Genomic DNA, 18230 nt, shown 5'->3' on the forward strand with positions numbered 1-18230 from the left:
ATGATGACGATTTTTAGGTGACAAGTATGCCTGATTTACTTGGGGTTTGATTTGAGGGTCGAGGCGTTAAGATTTTCATACCGTGATTCGTATTCAATCTGAGTACCAAGGTTGACGCTGCATATTAATTCAATCTTGCAGCGCTGAATATTAATATTTTAATCAATTATTCGTGTTCGGGGCAGGGCAGACTTGTCAGAAGCCTTCGAGGGGGATATTTTTCGGTAATTATAAAATAGTATAGTAGATGTTAATACATGCGGAGTTTGAGATGCGGTAGTAAGAGGGGCGTTCCATGAGTGGGGTAAGAACTGCTTTCATCGACCGATGTGCTCTTTTTTCCGAGGGCGTACGAGAGATACTGGGGAACAGGGGGTTCGATATCGTAGCATCTACGCATGATTTCGAAAACTTTGTTCGCGATTATAGTAAGCTTGATAATATATCGCTCATCATTATTTGTATAAGCGATGATTATGAGGCTATGGAAAGAAATATCAGGAGCTTTAGAGAGAAATATCCGTTTGCAAAAATAGTGATACTATCCGATGACTATAACATGCAGCAAGTTCAGATGGCTTTCAGGCTTTCTGTCTGCGCATATTTGCTTAAAAGAATTAATTTTGTGACCCTTGTGAAGTCCCTTGAGCTTGTAATGCTCGGGGAGAGTCTGTTTCCGGCGGATGTGCTGATGGAGATCGGGAAGGAGCATGGCGTCGAAATCCAGGTCGAGAAGGAAGTGATCGCCTATTCTCCGCCGTCCTCGCATTCGGGCCGTGGTCTGTCCACCCGCGAGACGCAGATCCTCAAATGCCTGATCCAGGGCGATTCAAACAAGGTGATCGCCCGTCGCCTGCAGATCGGCGAGGCGACGGTCAAGGTTCACATCAAGGCGATCCTGCGCAAGATCCGGGTTCAGAACCGGACCCAGGCGGCGATCTGGGCGGTCAGCCATCTCGAAGCGGCACCGCCCGTCGAAATGAGCGGGTTCGTCAATGGCGGCGGCGCGATCGCCGCGGCCCTCTGAGCATCGGACCGAAAGTGAAATCCGTTTTCGGAAGACTCCGACGCGACGATAAAAGGATAGATCGCCGTTTCCACGTCCGGGCGGACGCGCGGCGATCTAGAGCAGGATGCGAAAAAGTGGGAACCGGCTTTTCGCAAGAATCCTGCTCTAAGCTTTTGATAAGAGCCGGGTGCTTTCAGATGGAAGCGCTTCGCGATTCCATCTGAAAGCACCCGGCTCTAGCAGGAACCTCCGCTGAGGAACTTCAGGCTCACTTCGCCAGGTAGAGTTCCCGGAGCTGCGCGGCGATCGGCGTCCAGTCTCCGATCTGGATGGCCATCGCATAGGCTCCCAGCGCCGTGTGCCGCCAGCCCTGTTCGGAGAGCAGGGAAGCCTTGTGAAAAGCTTCCGCGACCGCGCACGCCGTCAAGCTGTGCATGACGATGCCGGCATTGGCGCTGGCGACCTGTCCCGCAAGCCCGGTTTCCTGCGAAACCACCAGCGGAAGCCCGGCCAGCGCCGCTTCCAGCGCCGCGATCGGCACCCCGTCGAAGCGCGAGGGTTGCACGAAGAAGTGCCACTCGGCCATCTTCCGGCGCTTCTCCTCGCCGAAGCAGGGCCCCTGGATTTCGATCGCATCCGCCACGCCCAGCGTCGTCGCCATGGCTGTGAGCACGTCCCGCGCCGGGCCGGTCCCGATGAGGACGAGGCGGCCGCGGCCGCCTTCCCGGCGATAGGCGGCGAAGCCCTCGACGAGCAGGTCGAGCCCCTTGTGCAGGATCTCGTAGCGGCCGCAGAAGCCGAAGACCGGAAACTTCGCGAAGCCGACGACACGCTCCGGTCGCGGCGGAGTGCCGTCGAGCAGGCTGGAATAGGCGGCGTTGGGGACGACGCGAACCCGCGCGCCGGGCGCCAGTCGAGCGATGATCTTCGCCTCCGCCACCGAAACCGCCTGGACGAAGCGCGCCTGCACGAGCGCCCGGCGTTCGACCAATCGCAGATAGGCCGCCGTTCGCCAGTTCGCGATGCGCCCATTCGATTCGAAGACATGGGAATAGCGGCCGTGAACGGTGACGCCGAAGGGGAGCCCGCGCCGGCTCAGCGCCCGCGCCAGCGAGGGCAGCAGCAACTGGCGTGCGGTATGGATGTGGAAGATCGTGGCGGGGCCGGCCCCCGCTGCCATGGCCGCGACGATCGGCTCGGCCAGGGTGAAGACCCGCCCGGCGAGACGTGGCCCGTCGAGCGGGAGGATCAGCGTCGGCAGGTCGACCGCCTCGCCACCGCCGTCCTGGTCCGGGCTGCGCAGGAAGAGGATTTTCGCATTGTCGCCGGCGGCGATCTGCTCGCGCGCCATGCGGCGCACGACATGGTGGACGCCGTTGGCGGCCGAGGGGTGCGGCCCGGCATCGTCGATGACGACATGACGAATCTCGAGACTGGCGCGGGCCGGCGCCGGCGGCGCCATGCCCGACGCCTCAGGCGACAGAAGGTCGGCCATGGGCGATCATCCTCGTCAGGAACCAGTGTGCGATCAGCAGTCGAACCAGATTGGAGCCGCCGAGCGCCGCGCAGCCGCCGGCCAGCCCGTAGCGCTGCGTCAGCGGCAGGAACAGCGCGGCGGCGGCGAGCGTTCCCGCGGTGCTGACGAGGAGCGCCAGCCGGGCGGCATCGACGCCGTGCATGAAGGAGCAGATCATGTCGGCGCAGTAGCCGAGGAGCCAGCTGACCGCGAGAATGCGGATCGGCAGGATCAGGCCCAGATAGGCCGAATCGGGTCCGTAGAGCAGAAGCAGGACGAACCCCGGCGCGCTCAGCAGCGCGACATAGCAGGGCAGGAGCAGCAGCGTGCCGACCAGGGCGTAGTCCCGTGCCGCCTTCCAGGCTGCACGGAAGCCCTCCCCGGATTTGCGGGCGGCCGCCTGGGGAATGACGTTGCACAGCCCCAGCAGGACCGGGTTGGCGAGGTTGACCACGTTGAGCGCGGCCTGGAAGGCGGCGGTCGCTGCGGCGCCGAACATCGCGGTCAGCCCCCAGAGAAAGAGCTGGATTCGCAGGGCCCCGACGAAATTATTGGCCAGTGACCAGCGCCCGAGCGACCAGAATTCCAAAAATGTCGGCCGCAGCGAAGCCAAAGGCGGGATATCGGCCCGCACCTGCCGGCAGGTGACCAGCATCGCGATCGCCGACGCGGCCGCCATGCAGGTGAAGACCTCCGGGAGCGCCAGCGTTCCATGCCGGAGCAGGAGCAGCACGCCGAGGGGGGCGCCGAGATAGGCGATGCCGTCCCCGGCGAGCGCGTCCCGGTGGCGGAACTCGCCGAACAGCACGCGTCGCAGGGCTTCCTGTCCCTGCCAGGCCACGAGATAGAGGCAGACCGGGCCCGCAAGGTCGGAGCGGCCCAGCGCGACGAGCCCGGAGGCGACGAGCAGCAGCAGCGGCAGCAACAACAGCGGCAGCAGGCAGAGGCTGCGTCCGGCAAGGACCGCGCGCCCGTCTTCGGGCAGCTGCGCGATGCGGATCGACATCGGATAGAAGATCACCGAGCTGATCGAGAGCTGGACCAGCAGCAGGATGCCGAAGATCAGCGCGAAGATCCCGTACTCGACCGGCGCGATGTGGCGCGCCAGCGTGATGTTCAGCAGAAATGCGCCAAGGCTGACCACGCCTTGATCCAGCAGCGTCCAGGAGGCGTGGCGCAGCAAGGGCCTAGCTCGCCTTGGCCAGCTTTGCCGGCGTTGCGGGGGGCGAAGCTGCATGGCTGCGCGCAGCTTCGCCGGCGCGGCAGAGATCGCCATAGGCCCAGCGCAGATAGGCGCCGGTGATCGCCATCCCTTCCGCGAAGCCATGGCGCGGCCGGTAGCCGAGCAGGCGCATCGCCTTGTCGTTGCTGGCCAGTGCCTGGGCCTGGTAGAGCGCGAGGATGCGTGGATCGGGCAGGTGGCGCATGCCGAAGCGGCGCCCGCCGCCGCCGCCGAAATAGGCCTGGGTGACGAGCTTGTGGAGGCCGGCGGGCAAGGCGTCATAGCCTGCCTGCAGGGCCTGGCGCGCCGGCGGCCAGCGGACGATGATCTGGACCAGGCGCTTCGGGTTGGCCAGCACGGCCTTGATGTCGCGAACCACGCCGCTGTTCTCGCCTTCGATCCGCGCGCTCGGCCAGTGGACCGGCGGCGCGACCTGGAGGGCCTGGGCGATCGAGGCGAAGAACTTGCCCCAGCTCACCGGCTCGGGTCCGGAGATGATGAAGCGCTCTCCCACCGCTTCGCGGCGTTGCGCGGCGAGCAGCAGGGCGTCGATCAGGTCCTCGATGTAGAGCGCGTTGCAGATGCCCTCGCCCGCATCGGGCAGGACGACCTCGCCGGTGATCAGCATCTGCGCCGGCGCGTCCGCCCAGGGCCGCGAGAACGGGCCGTAGACGACGGTCGGCTGGACGATGCTGGCGGGAATCCCTTCCTCGCGGGCGGCCTTCAGCGTGCGCGCCTCGAGGTCGAGCTTGTTGCGGGCATAGGGCCAGGAGACGTCGCCGTCGCGGGTCTGCTCGGTCAGCTCCCCGTCCGGAAACGGCTCGTAGACGGAGAAGCTGCTGAGATAGACGAAGCCCTTGGCCTTGTGCCGGGCCGCGCCGGCCAGCAACTGCTCCAGCCCATCGAGATTGGCCTTGCGCGAGCGGTGGTCATAGGCGCAGTGGAAGACGTAATCGACGCCCTCGAGCGCGCTGGCCGTAGCCCCGGCCTCGCCGAGCGCGCCGTTGATGATCTCGACCGGCAGCCGGGCGAGGCGCGTGGCCTGCCCGAAGCTGCGCACGAGGCAGCGCACCTTGACGCCCTGCTCGACCAGCCGCTCGGCCAGCCTTCCGCCGATGAAACCCGCCGCGCCGGTGATCAGCGCCGTGCTTCCCGCCGGCAGGCGGGGGCTGTCGTCCCGGTCGGCGGCCGCGTCGGCGCGCCAGTCCAGGACCAGCGGCTCGCGGCTGGCATAGCAGCGCTCGATCAGCGCGACCGCGCGCGTCCCTTCGACCCCGGTCACGCCGGCCGCGGTCTCGCCGGCGACGCTGCGGGCGAAATCGCGGAGCTCGCTGTCGAACAGCGCGGGAAAGAGCTGCAGCGGAAGATCTGCCGCCGATCGTCCCTCGAAGCGGAAGGCCAGGGCATTGGGCGAGCCGGCCAGGACGAGGTTCTTCGAGACATGCAGCTCGACGAAGCCGGCACTGCCATGGATCTGGATCGTATCGCGCAGATCGCGGGTACGGCTGAGCTCGACCGTTCCGGTCGCGCCCGAGGCCATCCGGCAGTCGAGCAGGCAATCGGCCTCGACGCCCTGCGCCGCGTCATCGCGATAGCTCAACTCGGCGACGTCCCCCAGCCACCAGAGCAGCAGGTCGAGCGTATGGACGCCGGTATCCATCAGCACGCCGCCGGCGGCCAGTTCGCGCCGCAGCAGCGCGTCGGAGCTGGTGGCCCAGTTGAAGACGAAGCCCTCGCGGATGCTGAAGCTGCGGATCGTGCCCAGCGTGCCGGAATCGAGCAGCGCCTTGAGCCAGCGCGCGCCATGCAGATAGCGCCGCAGCAGCCCGACCCTGAGCGTCAGCCGGCGCGCCTCGGCTTCCCGCACCATCGTTTCGCATTGCGCCAGCGTCACCGCGAGGGGCTTCTCCATGAAGAGATGCTTGCCCGCCGCGAGCAGTTCCGTGCCGATCGGGCCGTGGAAGACATGGGGGACGGCGACGATGGCGGCGTCGAAACGGTCGGCCGCCTCGTGCCAGTCGGCGACGCGGACGATCTCGCGGCCATGTCGGCCGAGCTTGCCGGCGAGCAGGGCCAGCCGCTCGGGCGAGCGGTCGACCAGCACTGAAGGCAGCCAGCCGATGCGGCGCAGCGCGGGCAGGATATGGTGGTCGACGACAGCGCCGCAGCCGATGATGGCGAGGCGCTGGGGGGTGCCAGGGCTCATGCTCGTATTCCTCAATGGACCGTGTGGAGCGCGGACAGGAGCGTTCGCGCCGGCGCCGTTGCGCGCGCGTCGAGCGCACGTTCGTATTCGGCGAGCGCGCGCTCGGCCGCGTTGTCCCAGGTGAAATGCTGGGCGACCCGGGCCCTGGCGCGCTCGCCCATCTTTGCGAGCCGGTCGCGGCGGCATGCCAGGGCGGCGAGGGCCTCCCGGAGCTGGCGCACATCGCCGGCCTCGACCAGCTGGCCGCTGCCCGGATCGAGCTGGTGGGGGATGCCGCCGACGCGCGAGGCCAGCACCGGCACGCCATGCGACATCGCTTCCAGCACCACGAGCGGAAAGGTGTCGGCCAGGGTCGGGAAGACGAAGAGGTCGGAACGGCGAAACAGCGCCTGCACCTCGCGGTCGGACAGGCGCCCGGTCACGATGATCCGCTGATCGGCCCGGCGCGTCAGGGCAGCCAGGGCGTAATCGATCTCGGCGCGCTTCTCGCCGCCGACGATCAGCGTATAGGGGCAGGTCAGCCCGTCGAAGGCCTCGAGCAGGACGGGCAGGCCCTTGTTCGGCGTATGGTTCGCCAGGAACATGCAGGTCATCTCGCCGGCCCGGCGCCCGGGCACGCCGAGCCGGGCGCAGGCGGCAAAATCCTGGCTGGGATCGAACGGGCCGGGCAGGGAGACGCCATTCGGCACCACCGCGAAACTGCCGGCAAAACCCATCGCACCGACGATCTCGCGGTCCGCCGGCGACAGGCCCAGCACGGCCGCCGCCCCGCGGACCGCCTGTTGCACCGGCCGCGTCACCAGCGCCTGCCAGACCAGGCGGCGCAGGCGGCCGAAGCCATAGATGCGGGCGCCGTTGGCGATCTCGTTGAAGCCGTGGGTGGAGACCACATAGGGGACGTTGGCGCTGCGGCAGGCGCGGGCGATCCGCGCCATTTCCAGGGCCGGCATCGGGTTGTGCAGGTGCACGAGGTCGAAATCGCCGGAGCGGATTCTGTCCGGGATGTCGGAGCTGTAGAACAGGGTGCGGTAGCGGTTCGGGACGCGCTGCCAGGGCAGGAGCGGCGGCAGCCTCACCGCGACCGGCGCGCGGCGGATTCCGGGTGCTTCGGCTTCCCGCGTCTGCGCGCCCATCATGCTGGCGACGGTGATGTCGCAATGCCTGGCGAGCGCGAAGCTGAGTTGCTCGGCTGCCCGGCCGGCGCCGCTGACGCTCAGATGCGGCGGCGCCACGATCGCGGCGAGAACCTTGATCATTGATATTTCTCCACCAGGGCGCTGGCCAGATCGGGTGCGCGCCACAGGTCGCGCAGCGCGTCGTCGATGGTGAGGGCCGGGGTCCAGCCGAAATGCCGGCGGATCTGCGTGGTGTCGGCGGCGAGGAACGGACGATCGACAGGCCGGACCCGGCTGCCATCCTGCTCCAGCTCGAACTCGATCTCGGCGATGGCGCGCAGCTTGTGAAGGATCTCCTCGACCGAGTAGGGCTGCGACGTGCCGAGATTGACCGTGACCGTGCTCTCCGGCTGGAGGCGCCTGGCGGTTGCGATCGTGGCGAAGCCGCGCGCCGCATCCTCGACATGGATGTAGTCGCGCTTCGGCCAGAGATTGCCGAGGCGGACCACCCGGCGGCCGGCCTTGAGCTGCGCGACGATCTCGGGCAGCAGATGCGGATTGGTCTCGCCCGGGCCGACCACGTTGAACAGCCGCACGATGACGGCGGAGAGCGAGCGCTGCTGCGCCAGATAGCGGACATAGTGCTCGCCATGCAGCTTGCTCAGCCCGTAGATGTCGTTCGGCTCGAGCGCCGCGGAGCCTTCGCAATGCGGGGCGAGGTCCGGCTTGTAGACGGCGCCGCTGCTCGCATAGACGAAGCGCGTGCCCGGCTGCGCCGCCAGCAGGACGCTGGCGAGGCCGAGCAGATTGGTCCGCAGCGCGAGCATCGGATCGTTTTCGCATTCCGGGATGTAGTGGACCGCGGCCAGATGGACGATGACATCCGGGCGGAACTCCCGGGTAAGCCGTGACATCGCCAGTTCGTCGGCGATGTCCAGCCGCTCGAAGCGGATGCGTTGGAGATCGGCCGGCGTGAAACGGATCTCGCCGTAACGGAGATTGTCGACGACGCAGACATCGTGCCGCTCGTAGAGCTGGCGGGTCAATTGGCGGCCGACATAGCCGTTTCCGCCGGTGATGATGATTCGATCGCGCAGGCCCAAGATCGCCTCCCGGCATTCAGTCGAAATTGGCGTAGTATTTGCGAACCCTGTAGGCGGAGGAGGGCGCGCGGAAGCTGCGGAAGCTTTCGTAGCGCACCATGTCGACCTGGGTCAGGATGACGCCGTGCACCCTGACCGCCCCGTCGCAGAGCCGCTTCAGGGCTGCGCCGACGGAAGCCTTCGGCGTGTCATGCCAGCGTGCGGCATGCAGGACGATATCGGCGAACTGGGCGAGGATCAGCGCGTCCGCGGCCAGCAGCACCGGCGGCGCCTCGATCAGGACGACGTCGAAGGCGGAGCGTGTCTCCGCGACCAGGTCCGCCAGTGCCGCGGGCGCGAAGGCCGTCGCGCCGTCCGAGAGGCCGCCGCGACGCTGCACGATCGACAGATGGCACGGCTCGCCGACAGCAACCGGCACGCGCCGCCGCAGCAGCGGGTTGCGTGGCGCCATCTCCACCGGTGTCCATTGCGAACCGCTTTCGAGGGCCCTCTTTCGCGCGACGCTGCCGGCGATCATGTCCTCGAGGGCGACTTTGCTGGTGCCGTCCGGCTCGCTGCGCGGTGACGCATCGACGACCAGGACGCGACGTCCCATCTCCATCAGGCAGCGGGCGAGCCCCTCCAGTACCTGTGTCTTCCCCTGTTCCGGCAGTGCCGATGTGATGAGCACGACCTTGGCGGTTCCCGGTTCGGCGAGGCGCTGGGATGCGATGACCGCCCGTAGTGTCTCGCGCTGCGTGGCGGCGTTGACGCGGGCGTCGCCCGGCTGCACGGCCGGCAGGAGCCCGATGCAGGGACAGCCGGTGGCGGCCAGGACATCCTCCTCCTTGCGGAAGCCGAGATCCCGGCGCTCGAGCAGAAAGGTCAGGACGACGCCCAGCGCCGCAGCGGCCAGCCCGGCAAGGCCCAGGATCAGCCCGGTCCTCGGGCCCGACGGGATCCGGTTCGGCTCCGCCGCCGCCATGATCTGGGCCGCGACGGGCTTCAGCTCCGACAAGGCTCGCGCCTGCATATGGCCTTCGTTCAGGCTCTTGAGGCGTGCGCGGAGTGCCTCGACCCGGCCCTGCAGGGTCCGCAGCTCGGCTTCCCTGCCGCGCGTGTCGATCAGCGCCGCCTTGGCCTTGCCGGCGCCAGCCTCCAGTTCCTCCTCGATCCGGCGGGCGTTCTTCACGTCCTCGGAGAGGCTCGCCAGCGCATTGGTGACTTCCTCCTGCAGGCGCGTTTCCGCCTCCTGCAGCAGCGTCCGCGCCTGCACGACGGCAGGGTGGCGCTCGCCGGTCGCGGCCGCGAGCCCGCTGGCCTGCCGGCGGGCGGTTTCGCGGCTTTCGATCAGCCGCTGGATTTGCGGCAGAGCCGCGATGTCGGAGGGGATATTGCCCTCGGCGACGGTCTGCCTGGCGCGCTCGAGCCGTGACTCCTCGTTCACCCGGGCCAGCGTCGCCGCGTTCGCCTGGCTCGAGATCTCCCGCATCCGCTGCTGGAGCAGGGCCGCCCCCTCGGTGCCGGTCTCGACGATGCCCGTGTTGCGGCGATATTCGGCGGCGGATGCCTCGGCCTGTTCGAGGCTCTTCCGGCTTGCCGCGAGTTGGTCGGCATACCATTCGGCCGCCCGGCGCGCCGAGGCCGAGCTCGTTTCGCCGCGGTTGGCGAGATAGGTGTCGGCGAAGCGGTTGGCGATCTCGGCCGCCTTCTCCGGCGTGTTCGCGGTATAGCCGATCTCGATCAGATAGGAGCGGCTGTCGTTGCGGACCGAGAGGTCGCGCATCAGGCGCTGGAACTGGGTTTCGATCTGGGCCGGTTCGGAGCCGGCTTCGTTCGTCTGGATGCCGGGCTTCGCCCGGGCTTCCGCCGCGAGTTGCTCGGCCACCTGCCGGGCGATGGTGCGCGAGCGGACGAACCTCGCCTCCGTCTCGACGAGCGCGCTGGCGTCCAGCGGCAGGCCGGCATTGCGGCCGCCCCCGGCCGGATCGTCCCGGTTGAAATCGATCTGGACGAGCGCGGTGGCGGTATAGCGCTTTTCGCTCGCGAACAGCACCACAGCCGCGACGAGCAGCGCGAGCGCGATCAGGCCTGCGATCATCCGCCGGTGGCGCCACAGGGCAAGGCCGGTCTCGTAGCCGACATGCTCGAAATGCCGGGGCGCGGTGTCTTCCAGTCTGATGGGGGTCTGGAATGCCCAGTTCATCACCTTCACGAGGTCCTCTGCGAGGAAGCAATGCGCTTGCCGGGGTTGAATGGAACGGCTTGCGGAGCCGGATGTAAAAGACGCTGTGGAGGTAGTCCGAGCGGGGCGGGTCCCTCCCGCGCGCGCTCCATGCGGGTCCGAACGCCTGCAAGGGCGCGGGGCGTGTCCATGTTCATGCGCGCTGATAGATGTCTTCGAGGCGGACGATGTCGTCCTCGCCGAGATAGTCGCCGCATTGCACCTCGACGAGCTCGACCGGCGTGTTGCCCGGGTTCTCGAGGCGATGGATGGCCCCGAGCGGGATGTGGGCGTGCTGGTTCGGGGTCAGCAGGCTGACCTCGTCGCCGACCGTCACCTGCGCGGTGCCGCGCACCACCACCCAGTGCTCGGCCCGGTGGCCATGCTTCTGCAAGGAGAGCCGCCCCTTGGGGTTGACGACGATACGCTTGACCTGAAAGTCGTCGCCGTGATCGGTGACCTGGTACCAGCCCCAGGGGCGGTGGACCCGGCAATGGCTGTCGGCTTCCTGACGCCCGGTGCGGCGCAGGCCCTCGACGATCTGCTTGACCTCGCCGCTGCGGTGACGGTCCGCCACCAGGATCGCGTCCCGGTTGACGATGACGATCAGATCCTCGACGCCATGCACCGAAGTCAGCGGGCCGTCGCTCGAGACGAAGCAGCCATGGGCGTCCGAGAGGACGACCTCGCCCTGGCTGACATTGCCCGCCAGGTCCCGGTCGCTGACCGACCAGAGCAGATCCCAGTTGCCGACATCCGACCAGCCGCAGGCGAGCGGGATCACGGCCGCCCGCGAAGTCCGTTCCATCACGGCATAGTCGATCGAAAGCTGCTCGGCCTCGGCATAGGACGCCGCATCGAGCGCAAAGACGCCGGAAGAAATCGCGCCTCGCTCCACGGCGAGCCCGACGGCGGCGGCGCTCGCCGGCTGATGCAGCGCGTATTCGTCGATCAGCGTCCGGGCGCTGGCCATGAAGTTCCCGGAATTCCACAGGAACCCGTCCAGCACATAGCGCCCGGCGCGCTCGGCATCGGGCTTCTCGACGAAGCGCCGGACGGCTCGCGCGCCGCTCGCCAGCTCTTCGCCCGGCTCGATATAGCCATAGCCCGTGGCAGGCTCGGTCGGCCTGATGCCGAACGTCACCAGCCGCCCGTCCTGGAGCGCCGGCAGGCCGGCCAGCACCGCGGCGCGGAAGGCCTCGCCGTCGCGGATCTGGTGGTCGGAGGCGAGCACCAGCAACGGCACGTCGGGATCGGCCCGCCCGGCCACGGCCGCCGCGGCGATGATCGCCGGTGCCGTGTCGCGCCGCGCCGGTTCGAGCACGAAATCGGCCAGGATGTCGATCTCGGCGAGCTGCTGCTCGGCGATGAAGCGATAGGCCTGGTTGGTCATGATGAGCGGCCTGCCGAACTCCGGTCCCGCCACCCGCAGCAGCGTCTGCTGGAAGATGGAATGGCCGTCGACCCGCAGGGCGAATTGCTTCGGGAAGGATTCGCGCGACATGGGCCACAGGCGCGTGCCCGCGCCGCCGCACATGATCAGGGGCCGGATTTGGCAGCTCATGTTTCGCTCCAGGGTTGAGGGAGGCGGAATGGGTTGGGTCAGCGCATCGCGGCGGCCGTCGGCGCGATGCCCGGCTCGGTCTCGCGCAGCCTCTCGACCCGGAGGATGTCGCCCGGCTCGAGCAGCGCGCCTTCGACGATCGGAAAGGTCTCGCTGCGCTGGTCGACCTGGCGCGTCACGAACAGGGCGCGTCGCGGCACCCCGCCGGCATCCTCGACGAAGCCGACCTGGCGCAGCCGGAGTTCGCGGGTGAGGCGTGCGGCCGGCAGCGTCGCGTCCAGCTCGGCGAGGCGTTGCAGGCCATCCTGCATCTCGGTCCAGACGCGGCGCTGGAAGGCTTCCCGCGCTTCCCGGATGCGCAGGCCGAGCTCGCCGATGGCCAGCCCGATATTCGACATATCGGCGTTGAAGCGCGCGATGTTGCCGCGATTGCGCGCTTCCTCGCGCTGCAGCTCGATCCCCGTATAGCGCCGGGCCAGCCCCGATTTCAGCAGCGCGTTGTAGTCGAGGAGATGCTGCTGGATCAGCTCGAGCTGGCGGTTCTCGGCGTTGAGCTGCTCCTGCACAAAGCGCTTGTTCTCCAGAAGCTTCGGCTCCTGCTGCTGCAGCATCTCGATCTGCTGCTTCAGGGCGGCGGTCTGGAAGGCGTGCAGCTGCGCCTCGCTCGCCTTGACCTGGGCCAGGAGCTCCTCCGAGCCGCGACCGGCCTCGAGGCTGCTGAAATCCGGCTCGCGCCCGTCGCGCTGGGCCTCGAGGCGGATGCGCCGCGCCGTCAGCGTCAGCCGGGTCGCCTCGAGCGTCCGCACGCGCTCGTCGGCCTGAACGAAATCGGCCCGCAGCGTGGCCCGGGCCTGCTCCTCGGAAACGGCGAAGCCGCCGGCGAGGGCAACGGCGCCGATCACCGAAACGCCGTAGCGGTAAGGGAAGCTGCCGGCGACGCGGACATCGCCGACGACATAGATCGGACGCGGCTCGGTGAGCCGCACGGAGACGACGGGGTTCTGCAGATAGCCTTCGGACAGGCTCTTGGCGATGCGCTGCTCGATCTCCTTGAGGGTGAGCCCGCGCACCGATACCGAACCGACCAGGGGCACCGCGACGCTGTAGGTGGCGTCGATCATCGTCTCGCCCGACATGTCGGCCTGGCCGAAGACGGTGATGCCGATGCGGTCGCCCGGCGCCACGCGATAGGCGACGGCCTCGGCCGCTGCGGCCGGGGATACCGGGGATGCATGCAGCGCGATCGCGCAGAGTGCCGCCAGCCAGGGCAGCCGCGGCGTTCCGGCCCTGATCCGCAGCGGGACCGTTGCAAACGGCTGGGGACCGGCCGCCAGGTCGATTTTCTGGGAGACGGACATCGCTCGAGCCCTTCCTGAGGTGCCGCCGGGCCGGCAGGGTCATCGCCTGAAGCCGGAGCAACCTGGTGCCTTCTCGGTATCCGGTCGTCATGGCGACGCCGGATGTCCTGGGCACGCTAGAGCACTGCGTGGGGTTCGATCAGGAGCATTCGGGCGAAGACGAAGGCGCGAAAGGACTACCCCTCCTTCGGGTTCCGGCAAGCGACTAGAATCGTTGGCTTGTTGGTCCCTCGCATCATGTCCCGACAGCGTCGGGATGCGGAATCCGGCGACCCTGGTCGGCGGGTTCGGCAGGGCTCCGCCATTGCGCCTCCCCCAAAGGGGCGGGCGCCTCGCAGCCGGTGCGATGAGGTACCTCCCAAGACGGGCGTCGCCTGGTGGGCATGCCTCGAAATAGCAATTGTAGAACTTCGAATTTCTAAATACTTAACAAGCGGTTAATCAAAGTAGAAAATTGAATTATCGCGTCAAGCAGACAGAAGAATCTCCAGAGATCAATTTTCTGAGACTCAGCTGTTTATCGCTCTATAGAGCGAGGCGACGCATCAACAGGAACAATCCGGAGAGAAAAATGAAACGGGTTATGGTTTCTGGAGGAGCTGGGTTTCTAGGTTCTCATCTCTGCAGGAAGTTGCTGGCTCAGGGAAACGAGGTCATTTGCGTCGATAATTATTTCACAGGGACGCGAAACAATGTTTCAGAGCTATTCGATAACAAAAATTTCGATATCCATCGGCACGACATAACCTTTCCGCTCTATATCGAGGTCGACGAGATTTACAATCTCGCCTGCCCGGCGTCTCCGATTCATTATCAGCATGACCCGGTCCAGACGACGAAAACGAGCGTGATGGGCGCGATCAACATGCTTGGCCTCGCCAAGCGCCTGCGCTGCCGCATCCTCCAGGCCTCGACCAGCGAAGTCTATGGCGATCCGGAGGTCCATCCGCAGCGCGAGGACTACCGCGGCCTGGTCAACATCAACGGCCCGCGCGCCTGCTACGACGAAGGCAAGCGCTGCGCCGAGACCTTGTTCTACGATTATCAGCGCCAGCACGGCATCGGCGTCAGGGTCGCGCGGATCTTCAATACCTATGGCCCGCGCATGCACCCGCAGGATGGCCGCGTCGTCTCGAACTTCATCATGCAGGCGCTGCGCAACGAGCCCATCACGCTCTATGGTGATGGCAGCCAGACGCGCTCCTTCTGCTATGTCGACGATCTGGTGGATGGCCTCGTCAGGCTGATGAACGTCGACGGCGACCTGGTCGGCCCGGTCAATCTCGGCAACCCGCACGAGATCAGCGTTCGCGAGCTCGCCGACATCGTCATCGAGCTGACGGGCTCGCGATCGGCCATCGACTTCCGCCCGCTTCCTGCGGACGATCCGCGGCAGCGCTGCCCCGATATCGGCCGTGCCTCCGAGCTCCTGCACTGGAAGCCGCGGGTCGAGTTGCGCGAGGGGCTCTCGCGCACCATCGCCTATTTCGACGAACTCATGGCCAGGACCCCGGCCCCTCCGCAATCGCTGGAGTGGAAGGTCGTGGCATGAACGCTCCGATATCCCGCCCCACCTTGCCGCGCGCCGACATCCTCGGCGTCCGGGTCGCCGCGATCGACCTGCCCAAGGCTCTCGACACCATCGAGTCCTGGATCGCCTCGGGCAAGCACCACTATGTCTGCATCACCGGCGCCCACGGCGTCATGGAAAGCCGGCGCGATCCGACCCTGCGGGCGATCCACAACCAGGCGGGGATGGCGACGCCGGACGGCATGCCGCTGGTCTGGATCTCGCGCCTGCTCGGCCATGCCGGCACGAAACGGGTCTATGGGCCCGACCTGATGCGGGCGCTCAGCGCGCTTTCGGCAAAGCGCGGCTACCGGCAGTTCTACTATGGCGGCGACACCGGCGTTGCCGACGAGCTCGCCGCGACCCTGACCCGCAGCAATCCCGGCCTGGTCGTGGCGGGGACGCTCTGCCCGCCTTTCCGCCCGCTGACGAGCGGCGAGGATGACGATGTCGTCGCCCAGATCAACGCGGCCAAGCCCGACATCGTCTGGGTCGGGCTGAGCACGCCGAAGCAGGAATACTGGATGGCGAGCCATGGCGCGCGTCTCGACGCGGCGGTCCTGATCGGCGTCGGAGCGGCCTTCGATTTCCTGGCCGGCCGCAAGGCGCAGGCGCCGCTCTGGATGCAGCGCAGCGGCCTCGAATGGCTGTTCCGGCTCTCGCAGGAGCCGCGGCGGCTCGGTGGGCGCTATCTGCGCATCGTGCCGGGCTTCCTCGCGGCGGCAGGCGCGGACCTCGCCAGGCGCAGCGCAACCAGCTTCTGGGCCGGGACGAGGCGCCGCCTGCGCCGCCTCATCGCCGGCTGAGCCCCGACAGAAAATCCTCATCCAAGTCGTGGAGATCGACATGCCTGACAAGATCGCACTGGTCACCGGCGCCGGCGGTTTCATTGGACACCACCTCGTCTCATACTTGGTCGAGCAGGGCCGGCAGGTCCGCGGCGTCGACATCAAGGCACCGGAATATGCGCCGAGCCGGGCGCAGGAATTCGCGCTGCTCGATCTGCGGATCGCCGGCAATTGCGAGAAGGCCGTCGCCGGCGTGGACGAGGTCTACCACCTCGCGGCCGATATGGGCGGCATCGGCTACATCACCTCGTCCCATGCGGCGATCACGCTGCACAACACGCTGATCAACGTGAACATGGTCAAGTCGGCGCGGGAGGCCGGCGTCGGGCGCTTCCTGTTCTCCTCCTCGGCCTGCATCTATCCGCAATACCTGCAGCACAAGCCCGATGTGACGCCGCTGCGCGAGGACGACGCCTTCCCGGCCGATCCGGAGGAGGGCTATGGGCTCGAGAAGCTCTACATGGAGAAGATGTGCCAGTACTTCACGGAGGACTGGGGCTTTCCGACCCGCACCGTGCGCTTCCACAACGTCTATGGGCCGCTCGGCACCTATGAGGGCGGCCGCGAGAAGGCGCCGGCGGCGATCTGCCGGAAGATCGCCGGGGCAGAGGACGGCGCCACCATCGAGATCTGGGGCGACGGCCAGCAGACGCGCTCCTTCATGCATGTCGACGACTGCGTCGAGGGCATCGTCAGGATCATGCAGTCGGACTATGACCGGCCGCTGAATCTCGGCACCGACGAACTCGTCTCCATCGACGAGCTCGTCGACATGGTCGCCGAAATCGCCGGCAAGCGGATCGTCAAGCGCCATGACCGCTCGCGCCCCCAGGGCGTGCGCGGGCGCAACAGCGACAATTCCCGCCTGCGCGAGGTGCTTGGATGGGAGCCCCGCATCGCGTTGCGGGAAGGTCTCCAGCCGACCTATCGCTGGATCGCGCAAATGCTCGCTGAGAAGGCCGACGCCCCGCAGGTGCAGGCGGCGGAATAGCGCGGGCAGCCGTCAGGGGAAGCTCCAGGGCAAGCAGGAGGAAGCGCGTCATGCCTCTCGCCGCATCATCGGCGGCCTCGCCGGAACTGAGCGCGGCGCGGCGCCCGCCGGTTCCGCGCGAAGCGCGACGGAGTGGCCAGTGGTCGCGACGCCGGGTCGCGGTGATCGCCGGGCTGGTGACGGGCGATCTGCTCGCGACCGGGCTTGCGGTCGCCCTGACGGCGCAACTCGCGCCGGCGACGAGCTGGAACGCCTGGGATGGCGGCCTGGCCGTCCTGGCCATGATGGTTCCGCTGCATGCCCATCTCGGCCTCTATGGCTGCTGGGGTCCATGCCCGATCGAACGGCTGCGGCTGCGGGCCCAGGCCGCGCTCATGCTCGCCGTCATGGCCGGCCTGGCGCTCGCCGTCTGGAAGACGCCCGAAAACCTGGCTGCCGCCGCGCTGCTCGGCGCGGCGCTGTTCGTCGTCGGCTACTATACGGAAGCGCTGGTCCGCCTCGTCCTGATGCGGGCGGGCCTATGGGGCGCGCCGACGATACTGATCGGCTCCCCGGAAATCTGCATCGCCATGGCCAAGCGCCTGCTGCGCGACCCGAAACTGGGGCTGCGTCCGATCGGCCTGATCGGTAGCCGGCTCGACCGAGGCGGCGGCGAGGATGCGCCGGTTCCGATTCTGGGCCCTCTCGCCGATGCCGCCCGGCTTTCGGGGCTAGCCGAAGTCGCCATCGTGGCGGCGGCCGATCTCGCGCCGGCCGAAGGCAGGGCTGCAATATCCCTTTCCGATCTGCGCGCCCCGCATGTGGTCGTCGCCGAAAATGCCGGCGGGCTGCCCAATCTCGGCCTGCACACGCGCAATCTCGGCGGGGCGCTCGGTCTCGAAGTGCGCTTCGACCTGTTCAGGCCGGGGCATCTCGCGGTCAAGCGCTGGATCGACCTTGCGGTCGCCCTGCCTCTGCTGTTGCTCGCCGCGCCGCTGATCATGGTCCTGGCCCTGGCGGTCAAGGCCGCCGATCCGGGCCGGGCCTTCTATCGGCAGCGTCGCGTCGGCCGCGACGGACGCGAACTCAACGTGCTCAAGCTGCGCACCATGTATGCCGATGCCGAGAGTCGGCTGCGCGAGCATCTCGACAAGGATCCGGCGGCACGCGCCGAATGGACCCGCTTCTTCAAGCTGCGGAACGATCCGCGGATCCTGCCGGTGATCGGGCACTTCCTGCGCCGGTCCAGCCTCGACGAGCTGCCGCAGCTCTGGAACATCGTCTGCGGCGAGATGAGCCTGGTCGGGCCGCGGCCGTTCCCGGACTATCACATGGCGAGCTTCGATGCAGGCTTCCAGTCGCTGCGCGTCAGCGTGCCGCCGGGATTGACCGGTCTCTGGCAGGTCAGTTCGCGCAGCGGCGGCGATATCGAGGTGCAGCAGGAGGAGGACCTCTTCTACATCCGGAACTGGTCGCTCTGGCTCGACATCTACATCCTCCTCGAGACGTTCCCGGCGGTGCTGACTTCCCGTGGGGCGCGCTAGAT

At 67.3% G+C, this 18230-nt stretch carries 13 protein-coding genes; 5 read left to right on the plus strand and 8 right to left on the minus strand.

Annotation, left to right across the window (positions count from 1 at the left end; genetic code table 11):
- The first annotated feature begins 559 nt into the window (after positions 1-559).
- Entirely contained in the window at positions 560-1027 is a 468-nt protein-coding gene (locus V6M56_RS12640; protein WP_332684181.1) for a response regulator transcription factor, read from the plus strand.
- A gap of 250 nt (positions 1028-1277) precedes the next feature.
- On the opposite strand, the gene V6M56_RS12645 is transcribed toward V6M56_RS12640, so the two are convergent.
- From V6M56_RS12645 to V6M56_RS12680, 8 genes are all read right to left on the minus strand, one after another.
- Entirely contained in the window at positions 1278-2504 is a 1227-nt protein-coding gene (locus V6M56_RS12645) for a glycosyltransferase (RefSeq protein ID WP_332684183.1), read from the minus strand.
- Positions 2482-3708 carry an MATE family efflux transporter gene (locus V6M56_RS12650; RefSeq protein WP_332684184.1) on the minus strand — a complete coding sequence of 409 codons (1227 nt, stop codon included), beginning with the start codon at positions 3706-3708 and terminating at the stop codon, positions 2482-2484. The genes V6M56_RS12645 and V6M56_RS12650 overlap by 23 nt, the downstream gene beginning before the upstream one ends.
- 4 nt (positions 3709-3712) lie before the next feature.
- Complete coding sequence (locus tag V6M56_RS12655) at positions 3713-5953, minus strand: NAD-dependent epimerase/dehydratase family protein (protein ID WP_332684186.1); 2241 nt, start codon at positions 5951-5953, stop codon at positions 3713-3715.
- Between the two features lie 11 nt (positions 5954-5964).
- Positions 5965-7209: a glycosyltransferase family 4 protein gene (locus V6M56_RS12660; protein WP_332684187.1), complete on the minus strand. Its 1245-nt coding sequence runs from the start codon at positions 7207-7209 to the stop codon at positions 5965-5967.
- A complete protein-coding gene (locus V6M56_RS12665; protein ID WP_332684188.1) occupies positions 7206-8171 on the minus strand; it encodes an NAD-dependent epimerase/dehydratase family protein in 966 nt (321 codons plus the stop codon). The genes V6M56_RS12660 and V6M56_RS12665 overlap by 4 nt, the downstream gene beginning before the upstream one ends.
- A 16-nt stretch (positions 8172-8187) precedes the next feature.
- Positions 8188-10356, minus strand: a complete 2169-nt coding sequence (locus tag V6M56_RS12670) for a GumC family protein (RefSeq protein ID WP_332684261.1) — start codon at positions 10354-10356, stop codon at positions 8188-8190.
- Positions 10357-10528: 172 nt separating this feature from the next.
- Positions 10529-11938 (minus strand): mannose-1-phosphate guanylyltransferase/mannose-6-phosphate isomerase, encoded by a 1410-nt coding sequence (locus V6M56_RS12675; protein WP_332684190.1) that lies wholly within the window; start codon positions 11936-11938, stop codon positions 10529-10531.
- Positions 11939-11976: 38 nt separating this feature from the next.
- Complete coding sequence (locus tag V6M56_RS12680) at positions 11977-13296, minus strand: polysaccharide biosynthesis/export family protein (protein WP_332684191.1); 1320 nt, start codon at positions 13294-13296, stop codon at positions 11977-11979.
- Between the two features lie 571 nt (positions 13297-13867).
- Between V6M56_RS12680 and V6M56_RS12685 the strand changes: the two genes are divergently transcribed.
- Genes V6M56_RS12685 through V6M56_RS12700 form a run of 4 tightly spaced genes read left to right on the plus strand, consistent with a single transcriptional unit; the run spans position 13868 to position 18228 of the window.
- A complete protein-coding gene (locus V6M56_RS12685) occupies positions 13868-14848 on the plus strand; it encodes a UDP-glucuronic acid decarboxylase family protein (protein WP_332684263.1) in 981 nt (326 codons plus the stop codon).
- On the plus strand, positions 14845-15672 hold the full coding sequence (locus tag V6M56_RS12690) for a WecB/TagA/CpsF family glycosyltransferase (RefSeq protein WP_332684192.1): 828 nt from the start codon (positions 14845-14847) through the stop codon (positions 15670-15672). Before V6M56_RS12685 ends, V6M56_RS12690 begins: the two co-directional genes overlap by 4 nt.
- 40 nt (positions 15673-15712) lie before the next feature.
- Complete coding sequence (locus tag V6M56_RS12695; RefSeq protein ID WP_332684193.1) at positions 15713-16705, plus strand: NAD-dependent epimerase/dehydratase family protein; 993 nt, start codon at positions 15713-15715, stop codon at positions 16703-16705.
- Positions 16706-16755: 50 nt separating this feature from the next.
- A complete protein-coding gene (locus V6M56_RS12700; protein ID WP_332684195.1) occupies positions 16756-18228 on the plus strand; it encodes an exopolysaccharide biosynthesis polyprenyl glycosylphosphotransferase in 1473 nt (490 codons plus the stop codon).
- Positions 18229-18230: the final 2 nt, after the last annotated feature.

It is taken from the genome of Allobosea sp. (assembly GCF_036675845.1).
Lineage (GTDB): Bacteria > Pseudomonadota > Alphaproteobacteria > Rhizobiales > Beijerinckiaceae > Allobosea.